This window comes from Pseudomonas sp. CFBP 8772, from assembly GCF_014841665.1.
GTDB lineage: Bacteria > Pseudomonadota > Gammaproteobacteria > Pseudomonadales > Pseudomonadaceae > Aquipseudomonas > Aquipseudomonas graminis_B.
This window is the reverse complement of the sequence record NZ_JACYUI010000003.1, coordinates 202,547-216,675: the sequence shown is the minus strand read 5'-3', so window position 1 is coordinate 216,675 and position 14,129 is coordinate 202,547. Positions and strand designations below refer to the sequence as shown.

Genomic DNA, 14,129 nt, shown 5'->3' with positions numbered 1-14,129 from the left:
ATAGCGCGCATTCCGCGATAGCTCAGTTGGTAGAGCAAGTGACTGTTAATCACTGGGTCCCTGGTTCGAGTCCAGGTCGTGGAGCCAGACAGAAGCAAACGAAAAGGCCAGCGCTTAGCTGGCCTTTTTCGTTTCCGATCGCTTTTCCCGGGCGCTCCCAGCCTGAAGCGGGACTGCATCAGCCCCGCTGCGCCCTTATCGTCAGGCCTTGGTGTAGCGCAGCCACACCGCGCCGCCGTCCTGCACATCCGCCGACGTCAACTTCAAATGCGTTGGTTGTTTCCACGCCTCGGTCGGCACCTCGAACGACGCCGGATGCTCGCCTCGCCCGTCGATCAGCGGCAGAATCAGCACACTGACTTCATCGACCAGCCCGGCGCTGACGAACGAGCCACTGACATGGGGGCCGCCCTCGACAATCAGGCGCTTGCAGCCCAGCTCGCTCGACAGGATCTGCACCACCTGCTGCAGGTCGATCTCGGTCTTCCCGGCAAAAATGTAAGAGACCTGAATCGACTGCAGGTACGCCAGGTAGTCATCCGACGCCCCTTCGGTCAGGACTTCGACGACGTGGGAATCCAGCGCCTGATTCTTTTTCCAGCCCACCTTGCCCTGGGGGTCGATGGACACGGCATAGGCCTTGGCGCTGCGATCAGCGAAGTAATGACTGCGCTCGATGGGGCCTTTGGCGAGGCCCTTTGGATAGCCCTCGTCGTGGGCGATTTCCTGCATCGTCACGCGCCCGCAGATCCAGGCGTCAAACTCGAACGTCTGGGCGAGCTTTTCGTATAAATCTCCGGCGTCTTTCTTGAACGTGCGATCCCAGCCATCGGTAAGGGCGTGGCCGTCGAGGGAGGACATCATGTGGCAAATGACATAAGGCTGCATGGCAGGCTCCAGGCTGATAAGTGTGTAGAGCCGACCAGGATCCCGCGGCAATAGTTCACCCCGTCACTCGACTTGGCCTTCGCAACGGATGCCCATCATTGCCGGTGATGTAGACCATGAAGGCTATTGTCTTCAGCTTCGGCAGGGCTCGCGTAACATCGCGTCATCCCAGACCCGACACGGACTTGCCACCATGACCCTGCACATCATCAATGCCCTTGCCCTCACCGCCGTGACCGTTTTCCTGGTCAACCGCGCGTTCGCCTTGTACGACCTGATCAATGCAGCGACGGTGTCAGAGCATCACTGAGGGCCTGACAGCCCGACGCACGACGATTCAAGCAAGGCACCCAAATGCCAAGCCGCAATGGCCTGGCGGTCCCGCGATTATCGGCGGCAGACCTGTTCAATGACTTAGAAATTGGCCTGCAGCGCTTCAAGCCCACCCACGTAAATCCCCTTGAATAATTCCTCGACGTCCGCATCGGTCACACCGTCGGCGGTGAACACGCCTGACCATTCCACCCACGCCCCCTCATCGCCATCCTCTTTGACTTTGAACGTCGCCAGATAGTCCTTGATCGGAAACGGTCCTTTGTCGATGGAGTAGCTGTACGTGCGAGCCGAATTGTCGTAGGTCTGCAGGCGCTCGGTGATTTCAGCACCATCGTCGGTGGTCAGGTGACGGACGCGTCCGCCCTCCTTTGCTTCGCTGCTCTTGATGAACGGCAGCCACTCGTGCAGCGAGTGGAAGCCACCGGTGAGTGCCCAGACCTTTTCGGCCGACACCGGGATGCGAATGGATGCAGATGCTTGAGCCATGATGTTCTCCAGAATTACGGGCAGCGGCCGATCAGCCAGCGCTGGATCGCGTGGCGGGACCGCGCCCTCTCTATATATGCGGTAACCGCGAGCAATCTTGTCACGATTGCTGCTGTTTCGGGAGGGTGAGCGCCGCAAACATCAGTCACCCTACCGGCGATGATGATCTGCTTGCGCCTGGCGTGGCCCCTCGTTTCTCGGGGTTCGTCCGGTCACGCCTGCACCCCAGTCACGATTGGCGGTGCCTGGTCTTGTTGCGCAGGAAGATCAAAAGAATGAATCAACAGCTTCCCGGCGGAAGCCGGTCCTACAAGTGACCGCGATGCCTTAGTGGGACCGGCTTTAGCCGGGAATAGGTCTCACGCCGAGATGAAGGTGTCAGGCAACGAAACCGTCACCTTCCAGCAGCGAGCGCAGCATCCAGGCGGCTTTTTCGTGGACTTGCATGCGCTGGGTCAGCAGGTCGGCAGTGGGTTCGTCACTGACCTTCTCCAGCAACGGGAACAGTTCGCGGGCGGTGCGTACCACCGCTTCCTGCCCTTCAACCAGTTGCTGGATCATGTCGGTCGCAGCGGGCACGCCCGGTTCTTCCTTGATCAACGACAGCCGCGCGTAGGTGGAATAGGTGCCCGGTGCCGGGAAGCCCAGGGCTCTGATGCGTTCGGCAATGGAGTCCACTGCGGTCGCCAGTTCGGTGTACTGCTCCTCGAACAGCAGGTGCAGCGTGCGGAACATCGGGCCGGTGACGTTCCAGTGGAAGTTGTGGGTTTTCAGGTACAGCACGTAGGTGTCGGAGAGCAGCCGGGACAGTCCTTGAACGATCTCTGCACGGTCTTGCTCGTTGATTCCGATTTCAATAGCCATGTGTTGCTCCCTAAGGTCTGTTGATTGCTGAGGGGTCGATTCTAGAGAGCACGCCCTGTTAACTGAAATCACCGCTGCCAATCGCTGCCATCGACACGGCCTATGAAACGCCGTCGCCCAACGACAATCGGCGTTGAAACAACAGCAGCCATTCGCGAACAAGCTCACGCCCACAAAATCGTGGATCGCCCCGGGTTTCGGCCGGTTCGTTGGAATGGTGGGAGTGAGCTTGCTCACGAAGAGGCCAGGACTGCCGGCCACTTTCTCTGGGGAATGACAGTCCGACTTCGTGAGTAAGGTGGAGCGCCACCCCGGTCACTGCCACAGGTCTGCGGCATGTTTTGAAACCGCGGTCTGCTCCCCCAAAACATCTTAGTGAGTGGAAATCAGATCCCGCTGAGCGCCAGGTCCATCGCGAAGTACGTGAAGATCAAATCCGCGCCCGCGCGTTTGATCGCGCCGAGGGTTTCGCGCACGACGCGGTGTTCGTCGATGGCGCCGGCCTGGGCGCCGAACTTGATCATCGCGTACTCGCCGCTGACCTGATAAGCCGCCAGGGGAAGGTTCGAGGCTTCGCGGATGTCGCGGATGATGTCCAGGTACGCACCGGCCGGCTTGACCATCAGCGCATCGGCGCCTTCGGCCTCGTCCAGCAGCGATTCGCGCAGGGCTTCACGACGGTTCATCGGGTTCATCTGATAGGTTTTGCGGTCGCCCTTGAGCGCCGAGCCGCCGGCTTCGCGGAACGGGCCATACAACGCCGAGGCGAACTTGGTCGAGTACGCCATGATCGGCGTCTGGGTGAAACCGGCGGCGTCGAGGGCAGCACGAATCGCTTTCACCTGGCCGTCCATGGCCGCCGAGGGAGCAATCACGTCAGCACCGGCACGCGCCGCCATGACGGCCTGCTTGCCGAGGTTTTCAATGGTCGCGTCGTTATCGACATGGCCGCCATGCATCACGCCGCAGTGGCCGTGGTCGGTGTACTCGCAGAAGCAGGTGTCGGACATCACGATCATTTCCGGCACGGCGGCCTTGATGGTCCGCGAGATCCGCGAGACCAGGCCGTTTTCCTGCCAGGTGTCGCTGCCGGTGGCGTCCAGGTGATGGGACACGCCGAAGGTCATCACCGACTTGATGCCCGCACGGGCGTAGCGCTCGACTTCCTGCGCCAGCTTCGACTCGGGAATGCGCTGCACCCCAGGCATGCTGTTGATCGGCACGAAGTCGTCGATTTCTTCTTCGACGAAGATCGGCAGCACCAGATCGTTCAGGGTGAATTCGTTCTCCTGAAACAGCGAGCGCAAGCTCTCGTTGCTGCGCAGACGGCGTGGACGGGCAGCGGGAAACAGACTGGACATGGCGGTTCCTGGGCTAAAAATATCCGGAAGATTGCCGGGCCCGAGAGGTCCGGCACTATCAATGGCGCGAAGCTTATGCCTGCGCCGCCCTTGATTCAAACGCCGTGACAAGAAAGTCCGTTACGTCGGCCGCAACAGTGTTCAGAAACAGCGTGCAGAAACGGCGTGGAGAACCAACGCAACGGCGGCAGGTCATTTAGCAATGCCGCAGCCGTTCCGCCTGCGCATCGCCAGAGTGAGGCCAACCTTGAGCAACCCTTCCGATCAGCGCAACAACCGTTCTCTGGACGGTATTAACTTCTTTCTGGCGGATGTGCGCGATGGGCTCGGGCCCTACCTCGCGATCTACCTGCTGGCCGTGCACAAGTGGGATCCGGCAAGTATCGGACTGGTCATGACCCTCGCCGGCATCGCCGCGCTGGTCACACAAACCCCGGCGGGTGCGCTGATTGACCGCACCCGCAGCAAGCGGATGGTGGTGATCGTGGCGGCCTTGCTGGTGACCGCCGGGTGTCTGGTGTTGCCGTTCATTCACTCGTTCACCTGGGTGGCGATCACCCAGAGCATCAGCGCCATCGCAGGCTCGGTGTTCGCCCCCGCCATCGCCGCCATCTCCCTGGGCATCACCGGGCCGAAAGCCTTCACCCGCCGGACCGGACGCAACGAAACCTGGAACCACGCCGGCAACGCCTGCGCCGCCCTGCTGGCCGGCATTTTTTCATGGATGTTTGGGCCGATTGCGGTGTTTTACCTCATGGCGTTCATGGCGCTGGCGAGCATCGTCGCCGTCTCATTTGTCGATGCCTCGGCGATTGACCACGACGTCGCCCGCGGCTTTGACCCCAACCATGATCAGGGTAAGGACCAGCCCAGCGGCTGGGCGGTATTGCTGCACAACCGACCGTTGCTGGTGTTCGCCATCTGCTGCGGGCTGTTTCACCTGGCCAATGCGGCCATGCTGCCGCTGGTGAGTCAGAAGCTTTCGCAGATCGACGTCAACCTCGCCACGCCGCTGACCTCCGCCTGCATCGTCGCCGCGCAGTTGGTGATGGTGCCAGTGGCCTGGCTGGTGGGGGCGAAGGCCGACGTCTGGGGGCGCAAACCCTTGTTGCTCGCCGGCTTCATTTTTCTGCCGCTGCGGGGCGTGTTGTATGTGATGTCGGACAACCCGTACTGGCTGGTGGGCGTGCAGTTGCTCGACGGCATCGGCGCCGGGGCGTTTGGCGCGCTGCTGCCGCTGGTGGTCAAGGACCTGACACGCGGCACCGGGCGCTTCAACGTCAGCCTGGGGGCGATCTCGACAGTGTTTGGCCTGGGCGCAGCGCTGAGCAACGGCCTGGCCGGACTGGTCGTCCGCGAGGCGGGCTACAGCGCGGCGTTTCTGACATTGGCGGCGATTGCGGCCGTGGCGTTCGTGCTGCTGTGGCTGGCGGTGCCGGAAACCGGCGAAGCCGTGGTTCATGATCAACCGGAGGGCGCGCCGGCTACCTGATCCACGGAGTTGAAGGTCGGGGGAACGACGTTCGACGGCATGGCGCCGTCGTTCGCCGGGAAATGGGTTTAGAATGCCGCCCCTTTCCCACTTCCGACCTGCCGCCCACCGATGAATGCCGACGCCCTCGACCTGCTCGACTCCCACCTCCAGACCGCCCTCGCCGCCCCGCCCGCCGAGACTCGCCGCCTGTTTCACGGCCGTGGCCGACGCTGGCCGGGGCTCGAGCAACTGACCGTCGACTGTATGCAGGGCGTGGTGCTGGTGTCGCTGTTCAAGGCGCCAGGCGCCGATGAGCTGGAAGCCCTGAAGCAGCGGCTGTCCAGGCTGATCGAGTCACCGACGTGGCAGCAATCCAGCGCCCATACGCTGTTGTTGCAGCACCGCTATCTGCCGGACAGCCACACCGAGGCGCTGTTGGGCGAGGTGCTGGAGGAATGGACGCTGACCGAGGGCGGCCTGCGTTATCTCGTGGATTTCGGCAAAAAACAGAACACCGGGCTGTTCCTCGACATGCGCTACGGCCGCGACTGGGTGCGGGCCAATGCAGCGGGCAAGCGGGTGCTGAATCTGTTTGCCTACACCTGCGGGTTTTCGGTGGCAGCGATCGAGGGTGGCGCGGAGTGTGTGGTCAATCTGGACATGTCCCGGGCTGCGCTGAGTCGCGGCCGCGACAACCATCGCTTGAATGGCCATGACCTGAGCAAGGTCACTTTTCTCGGCCACGAGCTGTTCAAGTCCTGGGGCAAGGTAAAAAGCACGGGGCCCTATGATCTGGTGATCATCGACCCGCCGTCGTTTCAGAAAGGCAGCTTTTTGCTGACCAAGGATTATCAGCGGGTGCTGCGCAAACTGCCGGAACTGTTGACCCCGGACGGCACGGTGCTGGCGTGCATGAACGACCCGCTGCTGGGCGCGGACTTTCTCATCGAAGGCGTGACCCGGGAAGCGCCGGGGTTGCGGTTTGTCGAGCGGTTGGAAAACCCGCCTGAATTCGCCGATGCCGAGGAAGGGGGTGGGTTGAAAGCGTTGGTGTTTCGCCAGGGCTAACCGCAACGTGCGCGGCTTGGTAGGACAGGCTTCAGCCGGGAATGGGCCCTTGAGTGCGACATCAATTCTGCGGTATGACGCCCGACGTCTTCCCGGCTAAAACCGGTCCTACCAAGTGACCGCGCTGTGTCAGTGGGACCGGCTTTAGCCGGGAAGAGGCCCGTTTGTACGCTATCAATTCTGCGGTGTGACGCCCGACGCTTTCCCGGCTGAAGCCGGTCCTTGTATGTTCTCAACACACCCACGGAGAGATCGTTAATCTCCTGAGTGCGTCACCAAACAGATGTGTTCTGGGGGAGACCGATCGGTCCCTAAGGCAGGCCTTGCGCCTGACCTTGTTTGTAGAGGGGTCCCCCCGCCTCATTGCCCACCACGTAGAGTATCGAGAAGCCGACGAATCGGACTTCGCATTACAAGGTCGCAGCGGCATGAAGTTCGAGGTCAGGGGAACCAGAGCCATCATTACCTAGTTTTTCTGGAGATGAAAGCATGGCTGTTCACGTCGGTCTTGATGTCGGTTCACGCACGACGGCCATGGGATGGCGCGATAAAGGCCGATCAGCCGGCGCCTGGGAAATCACTCAAACACCTAAAGGCCGCAAGGCTGCCGTCAAGAAGCTTCTGGCCCTCAAACCGCTCAGCGTTGTCATGGAAGCCACCGGTATTTATTACCTGGATCTGGCGATAGAGCTGAGTGCGGCCGGTTTGCCAGTCTCGGTGATAAACCCGAAAAGCTCCCGCAATTTTGCCAGGCTGAAACTTCAGCACAGCAAGACGGATGCAATCGATGCCCAGTTGCTTGCCGAATATGGCGAGCGCATGACGCCTCGCCTGTGGACCCCGCCAACCGCCGCTCAGCTTGAGCTGCGGGCTATCGGCCGGCACATCAATCGCCTGGTCGGGCACCGCACCCAAGCGAAAAATGAGTTGCACGCTTTGAAGGCAACTGACACGTCTGAGGCGCTGCTGATCGAAGATGAGGAAGAGGCCATCGCAGCCTTTGACAAGCGTATTGAACGCTTCAGGAAAGCTGGACTTGATTTAGTTGCCAGTTGCCCGGTGCTGCAAGGTCAGTTCGATAATATGCTGGCAGCCCCCGGCATGGGAGAGGTCTCCACGCTGGCCGCGCTTGCCGAAATGGCGACCCTGCCAACGACATTGAAGTCAGGCCAGGTAAGCCGTCATGCAGGGCTGGATGTGCGGCTGACTCAGTCTGGAACGAGCATCGACAAGCCTGGCAGGCTCAGCAAATGCGGCAACGCATACTTACGCTGTTCAATGTACATGCCAGCGCTGACTGCGATCCGCTGCGATCCCTATGTGAAGGGGTTTTACGAGGCACTGGTGGGCCGAGGCAAGCGTAAGATGCAAGCGGTCTGCGCGGTGATGCGTAAATACCTGACAGGTTTGTGGGCTTGCATGCGCAGCGGCGAAGACTTCAATACGGCCAAGCTTTTCAGCGAAAAACATCTGCAAAAAGCTTGATCTGGAACAGAGTATCTACAAGGTGATCGGGGGGTGTCAGTGGGACCGGCTTTAGCCTGGAAGAGGCCCTTGAGTACACCATCAATTCTGCGGTGTGACGCCCGACGCCTTCCCGGCTAAAGCCGGTCCCACTGAGTGATCGCAGTGCGTCAGTAGGACTGGCTTTAGCCGGGAAGAGGCCCTTAAGTACACCATCAATTCTGCGGTGTGACGCCCGACGTCTTCCCGGCTAAAAACGGTCCTACCAGGTGACCGCGCTGTGTTAGTGGGACTGGCTTCAGCCGGGAAGAGGCCCGTTTGTACGCCATCAATTCTGCGATGTGACGCCCGACGCCTTCCCGGCTAAAGCCGGTCCCACTGACACAGCGCGGTCTACAAGGACGCGGAGCGTCTAGGTCTGCATGCCCACGCGGAGCGTGGGAACGATCATCACTGAGTGATCGCAGTGCGTCAGTGGGACCGGCTTATGAACATCCGAGTTCTAGGCACTCAACCGCGAGATCACGTCATTCAACCCCACCGACAACACATGGAGATCCTGACTCGCGGTTTGCGTGCGCTGGACGTTGTCCTGGTTGGTGGTGGCAATCGCGGTGATTTCCGTCAGGTTGCGGGAGATGTCTTCGGCCACGGACGTCTGCTCTTCCGCAGCCGTCGCAATCTGGCGGTTCATGTCACGGATGGCTTCCACGGCACTGGTAATGCGTTCCAGCGAGGAGCCTGCCAGCGCCACCTGATCGACGCTTTCCTGGCTGCGGGCCTGCCCGCTTTCAATGGCTTGGGCAGCATCGACGGCGCCGGTCTGCACCGAGCTGATGATCTGGTTGATTTCCGCCGTCGAGGCCGCGGTGCGCTGGGCCAGCGTGCGCACTTCGTCGGCAACCACCGCAAAACCGCGCCCGGCATCGCCGGCACGGGCTGCTTCGATGGCCGCGTTCAGCGCCAGCAGATTGGTCTGCTCGGCGATGCCGCGAATCACTTCCAGCACCTTGCCGATGCGCCCGCTGTCGGTTTCCAGACGGCGAATGACGTTGGCGGTGTTGCTGATCTCGGTGCGCATCTGGGTGATCGCTGTGATGGTCGCGCCCATCACCTTGCTGCCTTCCTGGGAACTGCGATCCGCTTCGTCAGCGGCCTGGGCGGCTTGAGCCGCGTGGCGGGCGACTTCCTGGGCGGTGGCGGACATTTCGGTCATCGCCGTTGCCACCTGATCGGTGCGCTCGAACTGCTCGTGGGTGCCCTGGGCCATCAGCGCGGCAATGGCTTTCAGCTCGCCGCCGGCACTGTCCAGGTCGGTGGTACTGCGCTTGAGGCGGGTAAAGGTGTCGGCAAGGAAATCCCGCAGCGTGTTCGCCGCAACGGCCAGACGCCCCAGCTCATCCTGGCGGGTGATGCTGACGCGGTCGCTGAACTTGCCCTGACTCAGTTGCGCGACGTATTCGATCAACATGCGGATCGGGCCGACGATGTTGCGGTTGACCATCCACAGGGTGAGCACGCCGACTAGCAACGCCGAGGCGAGCATGACCAGCGTGCCGATAAGGATGGTCCGGTCGGCGGTGCTGCTGAGGATCGTCGACTGCTCGTCACTTTGCTTGCGCAGGCCAACCACCAGGCCGGTCATCTGCTCACTGGCGGCACGGTCAACGCCTTTGACGGCCATGTCACCGGCAACCGGATCGCCACCGGAGGCAATGTAAGCGTCACGGCCTTTGCGGTAGGCCACGCCGAGGGTGCGGTGCTCGTTGCGCAGCGCGTCGACCTGGGTTTTGGTCGCGGGGTCCAGCCCGTCCATTGCACTCAGGCTGCCGAGGGTGTCCTGCACCTGGCGTTCCTGGTCTTCGAACTGCGCCCAGAACTTGTCGCGGTCGGCCGGCTGTTTGCCGCGCAGCAGCACGTTCTTCCATTCCTGCACCTGAACCTTGAACTGCAGGTTGGCCTGATCGACCAGTTGCGAGGCGTGCAACGGCCCCTCAAGCAGACCGCGATAGGCGTGGACGTTGCTGGACAGGAACTGGAAACACGCCAGGGCAATCAGCACGACCAGCACGAGGCTGCCGCTGAGCAGCGCGAGGATCTGCAATCTCAGGGATTTCGACATAGGAGGATCTCAAAAGGGAGGACAACCTGCTCCGAGGATCACCCGGAGTTTTTGCGGCTTGCCACATCCCTGTGCCATCGCGTCGGAGCGGTCCGAAAACGAGGCGCCTGCACAGAGTGCTTCGACCCTGCGCAGGGCTTCTTGAAGGCCGGCCCGGCAGATCCGACGAACGGCTGAGAAGCCACAAGAGCAAGGCCTGCAGCCCAATCAAACGGCTATCTAAATGTACTGAAAGGCATTCAGATGAATGTGTCGGCAGCGGCAGTCATTCTCGCTGACCGAACACCTGAGAGGGGCGGCGCAGCACCGGATCGAAGGGATTGATCTTCTGGCTGATCGCCGTCGCCTCGCGCTTGAGCATGTCCACCACCGTGGGCATGCGGTCTGCACTGAGGCGGTCGCTGAGGGTGGCCACGCTCAACGCCGCCACGGCCCGGCCATCGCGGTCGAGAATCGGCACCGCCAGACCCGCCATGCCTTCCAGCACGCCGGTGTTGCGCGCGGCGTAGCCGGTCCGCCGCACTGTGTCGATTTCCGAGCGCAGCATCACTTCGTCGTAGAGGTGGAAATCCCGCAGGCGCGGCAAGTTGTAGCGGATGACGGTCTCGCGTTCTTCTTCCGGCAGAAACGCCAGGATCGCCAGACTGCCCTGCCCCACGCCCAGTGCCACCCGACCGCCGATGTCGCCGGTGAAGGTGCGGATCGGGTACGGCCCTTCGCTGCGGTCCAGACACACCGCATCGAAACCACTGCGGGCCAGCAGAAACAACGAGTCCCCCAACGAGGCCGACAGGCGCAGCAAACTCGGCCGCACCACGTCGCGCAGGTTGCCGGACTGCCCGGCGCGCGCGGCAAGGGCGAAAAATTCCAGGCTCAGGCGGTAACGCTTGCTGCGCAGGTCCTGCTCGACCATGCCCTCGTCCATCAGGCTGCGCAGCAAACGGTGGGTGGTCGGTTGAGACAGACCCACCTGCTGCGCCAGTTGTGTGACCCGTTCACTGCCATCGGGACAATTGCCCAGCGCCCGCAGCACGGCAAACAGGCGAGAGACCGCTCCAACCCCTGTTTCTTTCTCAGCGCTCTTCCGCTCAGTGGAATCCATTACGCCACGATCCTCATTTCTACTCGCTGAATGAATGAATCCGCAAAAACTACTCACTCAATGAAATTACTCGTTGAGCGCATCCTAGTCTTGGGCCTAGGATCGGTCCACAGGGCGATTTGAATAACAGCGGCAGCCGACACCGATCGAGCGCCAGCGTCCACGGCCACACGCAGCACTTCTCTTCGCATCTGCCCATAAAAAACGCACGCCTTCGGTGTGCACGAAAAAAGGTGGAACGCAGCCATGGCTTTTCTTCAACTCCAGGCACTGTGCAAGCGCTACGGCCCCATCGATGCCGTCGTGGCCACTGACCTTTCCGTGGAGCAAGGCGAATTCGTCTCCCTGCTCGGCCCCTCCGGCTGCGGCAAAACCACCACCCTGCAAATGATCGCCGGCTTCGTTGATGTGAGCGCCGGCCGCATCCTGCTGGACGGCCGCGACATCACCCACGCCAAGCCGGCCAGTCGCGGGCTGGGCGTGGTGTTTCAGTCCTATGCGCTGTTCCCGCACATGACCGTGCGCGACAACGTCGCCTTCGGCCTGAAAATGCGCAAAGTCTCCGCCGCCGACATCGAGCGCCGCGTCTCCCGGGTGCTGGAACTGGTGCGCCTCACGCCCCATGCCGAGCGTTACCCTCGCGAGCTGTCCGGCGGCCAGCGTCAGCGGGTGGCTTTGGCCCGGGCGCTGGTGATCGAGCCGCCGGTGTTGCTGCTGGACGAACCGCTGTCCAACCTCGACGCCAACCTGCGCGAAGAGATGCAGTTCGAGATCCGCCGCATCCAGCGCGAAGTCGGCATCACCACCCTGATGGTCACCCACGACCAGGCCGAAGCGCTGTCCATCAGCGATCGCGTCGTGGTGATGCAGGCCGGGCGCATCACCCAGATCGACGAGCCCTACCACCTCTACGAACACCCCCGTACGCGTTTCATCTCCGGCTTCGTCGGCAAGGCCAATCTGCTGCGCGGCGATCGCGATGCCAGCGGCGCGGCCCAGGTGCGCCATGAGCCTGGCGACGGCGAGCTGGTGCTGAGCCTGCGCCCGGAGAAGATCGACCCGGTGCCTGCGGGGAGCGGTCGCCTGCAAGGCCGTGTGGTCATGCGCTACTTCCTCGGCAGCCAGTGGCTGTACCGCATCGAAACGCCCATCGGCGAAATCACTGTGGTGCGCCGCAACGATGGCGACGCGCCGATGAACGAAGGCTTCGCGGTGGGCCTGGACTGGCCGTCGGACCTGCTGCGGGTGTTGAGCGTCGACGAGGTGCCGGCATGAGTGTGCTGCGCGACACCGGACGCGGGTACCTGCTGTCGGCGCCGGCACTGGCGCTGTTCTTCGGCCTGCTGGTGCTGCCGTTGCTGCTGACGCTGGTGCTGTCGTTCAACGTGTTCGACTACGAAGTCGGGGTCAAGGGCGGTGAGTGGACGCTGGCCCAGTACACCAATCTGCTCACCGATTCGTACTTCTACGAGATCTTCCTGCGCACCTTCTGGATCAGCGCGCTGGTGACCCTGCTGTGCGTGGTGATCGGCGTGCCCGAGGCCTACATCCTCAGCCGCATGGGCACCCCGTGGCGGTCGATTTTCCTGATCCTGATCCTCACGCCGCTGCTGATTTCGGTGGTGGTGCGGGCGTTTGGCTGGAGCCTGCTGCTGGGCGCCGACGGTCTGATCAATCAGGCGATCCAGGCCCTCGGCGGGCGTCCGATCAAAATACTGTACACGCCGTTCGCGGTGATTCTGGCGCTGGTCCACGTGATGCTGCCGTTCATAATCATCCCGGTGTGGACCTCGCTGCAGAAACTCGACGCCTCCGCCGAACAGGCCGCGCTGTCCCTCGGCGCCACCCAAGCGCAAGTGATGAGGATGGTGGTGCTACCGCAAGTGATGCCGGGTGTGCTGTCGGGGACGTTGATCGTCTTCGGCCTGTCCGCCAGTTCGTTCGCCATCCCCGGCCTGCTCGGCGGGAGGCGCCTGAAGATGGTCGCCACCGTCGTCTACGACCAATACCTCTCGGAACTCAACTGGCCGATGGGTGCAGCGATCGCCGTGGCACTGCTGCTGATCAACCTGTTGGTCATGCTGTCGTGGAACCGGCTGGTCGAAGGCCGCTATAAAAAATCCCTGGGGGAATGAGCGATGTCCAAGAACGGTCCTCTGGCCCTGTCGTTTCATGCCCTGGTGGTGGTGTTCATGCTGGCGCCGCTGGTGGTGGTGTGCCTGGTGGCCTTCACCCCGGAAAACACATTGAGCCTGCCGTGGCACGGGTTTTCCCTGCGCTGGTTCAGGGCGGTGTTCGAGCGCGCCGACTTCATTCAGTCCTTCTACAACAGCCTGATCCTGGCGGTGGTCGCGGCCACCCTGGCGACGTTGATCGCCGTGCCGGCGGCACTGGCGATCACCCGCTACCGCTTTCCTGGCCGGGGTTTTCTCAACGGCCTGTTCCTGTCGCCGATCATCATTCCCCATCTGGTGCTGGGGGTGGCGATGCTGCGCCTGTTCGCGCTGATGGGCGTGAACGGCAGTTTCGTCTGGCTGATGTTCGCCCACGTGGTGGTGATCACGCCGTACGTGCTGCGCCTGGTGATTGCCGCCTCCATCGGCATGGACCGCAGCGCTGAGCAGGCGGCTGAATCCCTGGGTGCCAGCCGCTTCACGCTGTTCCGCCTGATCACCCTGCCGATGATCCTGCCCGGCGTGGCCGGTGGCTGGCTGCTGGCGTTCATCAACAGCTTCGACGAAGTGACGCTGTCGATCTTCGTCACCTCGCCCTCGACCCAGACCCTGCCGGTGCGCATGTACGTGTACGCCACCGAATCCATCGATCCGATGATGGCGGCGGTGTCTGCGCTGGTGATCGCCCTGACGGCGGCGACCATGATCATTCTCGATCGGGTGTATGGGCTGGACCGTGTACTGGTGGGGAGGCATTGATGACTGTTCGGTTTACCCACCTTTGCCCGAT

Annotated in this window: 12 protein-coding genes and 1 tRNA gene; 7 read left to right on the top strand and 6 right to left on the bottom strand. The window is 62.1% G+C overall.

Features of this window, described 5'->3' with window-relative positions; translation table 11 throughout:
* Positions 1 to 11: 11 nt before the first annotated feature.
* Positions 12 to 87: transfer RNA gene (locus IFT99_RS07925), tRNA-Asn, on the top strand.
* Between the two features lie 114 nt (positions 88 to 201).
* Here the strand turns inward: IFT99_RS07925 and IFT99_RS07920 are convergent.
* The 4 genes from IFT99_RS07920 to hemB form a co-directional block, all read right to left on the bottom strand.
* Positions 202 to 888, bottom strand: coding sequence for a RibD family protein (locus IFT99_RS07920; RefSeq protein WP_192131352.1), 687 nt, complete (start codon positions 886 to 888; stop codon positions 202 to 204).
* 414 nt (positions 889 to 1,302) lie between these two features.
* On the bottom strand, positions 1,303 to 1,710 hold the full coding sequence (locus IFT99_RS07915; RefSeq protein ID WP_065991567.1) for an SRPBCC family protein: 408 nt from the start codon (positions 1,708 to 1,710) through the stop codon (positions 1,303 to 1,305).
* 378 nt (positions 1,711 to 2,088) lie between these two features.
* A complete protein-coding gene (locus tag IFT99_RS07910; RefSeq protein WP_192131350.1) occupies positions 2,089 to 2,574 on the bottom strand; it encodes a Dps family protein in 486 nt (161 codons plus the stop codon).
* A 386-nt stretch (positions 2,575 to 2,960) separates the two neighbouring features.
* A complete protein-coding gene (hemB, locus tag IFT99_RS07905; protein WP_192131348.1) occupies positions 2,961 to 3,935 on the bottom strand; it encodes a porphobilinogen synthase in 975 nt (324 codons plus the stop codon).
* Positions 3,936 to 4,137: 202 nt separating this feature from the next.
* Between hemB and IFT99_RS07900 the strand changes: the two genes are divergently transcribed.
* From IFT99_RS07900 to IFT99_RS07890, 3 genes are all read left to right on the top strand, one after another.
* A complete protein-coding gene (locus IFT99_RS07900; RefSeq protein WP_446731120.1) occupies positions 4,138 to 5,427 on the top strand; it encodes an MFS transporter in 1,290 nt (429 codons plus the stop codon).
* 111 nt (positions 5,428 to 5,538) lie between these two features.
* Positions 5,539 to 6,477 carry a class I SAM-dependent methyltransferase gene (locus IFT99_RS07895; RefSeq protein WP_192131346.1) on the top strand — a complete coding sequence of 313 codons (939 nt, stop codon included), beginning with the start codon at positions 5,539 to 5,541 and terminating at the stop codon, positions 6,475 to 6,477.
* A gap of 489 nt (positions 6,478 to 6,966) precedes the next feature.
* Complete coding sequence (locus tag IFT99_RS07890; protein ID WP_192131344.1) at positions 6,967 to 7,962, top strand: IS110 family transposase; 996 nt, start codon at positions 6,967 to 6,969, stop codon at positions 7,960 to 7,962.
* A 481-nt stretch (positions 7,963 to 8,443) separates the two neighbouring features.
* Here the strand turns inward: IFT99_RS07890 and IFT99_RS07885 are convergent, their stop codons facing one another.
* Together IFT99_RS07885 and IFT99_RS07880 are read right to left on the bottom strand one after the other, a co-directional pair.
* On the bottom strand, positions 8,444 to 10,063 hold the full coding sequence (locus IFT99_RS07885; RefSeq protein WP_192131343.1) for a methyl-accepting chemotaxis protein: 1,620 nt from the start codon (positions 10,061 to 10,063) through the stop codon (positions 8,444 to 8,446).
* Positions 10,064 to 10,328: 265 nt separating this feature from the next.
* On the bottom strand, positions 10,329 to 11,165 hold the full coding sequence (locus IFT99_RS07880; RefSeq protein ID WP_192131341.1) for an IclR family transcriptional regulator: 837 nt from the start codon (positions 11,163 to 11,165) through the stop codon (positions 10,329 to 10,331).
* 246 nt (positions 11,166 to 11,411) lie between these two features.
* Here IFT99_RS07880 and IFT99_RS07875 point away from each other — a divergent pair, with 246 nt between their 5' ends.
* Genes IFT99_RS07875 through IFT99_RS07865 form a run of 3 tightly spaced genes read left to right on the top strand, consistent with a single transcriptional unit; the run spans position 11,412 to position 14,098 of the window.
* Positions 11,412 to 12,440 (top strand): ABC transporter ATP-binding protein, encoded by a 1,029-nt coding sequence (locus tag IFT99_RS07875; protein WP_192131339.1) that lies wholly within the window; start codon positions 11,412 to 11,414, stop codon positions 12,438 to 12,440.
* On the top strand, positions 12,437 to 13,300 hold the full coding sequence (locus tag IFT99_RS07870) for an ABC transporter permease (RefSeq protein ID WP_192131338.1): 864 nt from the start codon (positions 12,437 to 12,439) through the stop codon (positions 13,298 to 13,300). Before IFT99_RS07875 ends, IFT99_RS07870 begins: the two co-directional genes overlap by 4 nt.
* Positions 13,301 to 13,303: 3 nt before the next feature.
* Positions 13,304 to 14,098: an ABC transporter permease gene (locus IFT99_RS07865; protein ID WP_192131336.1), complete on the top strand. Its 795-nt coding sequence runs from the start codon at positions 13,304 to 13,306 to the stop codon at positions 14,096 to 14,098.
* Positions 14,099 to 14,129 lie beyond the last annotated feature (31 nt).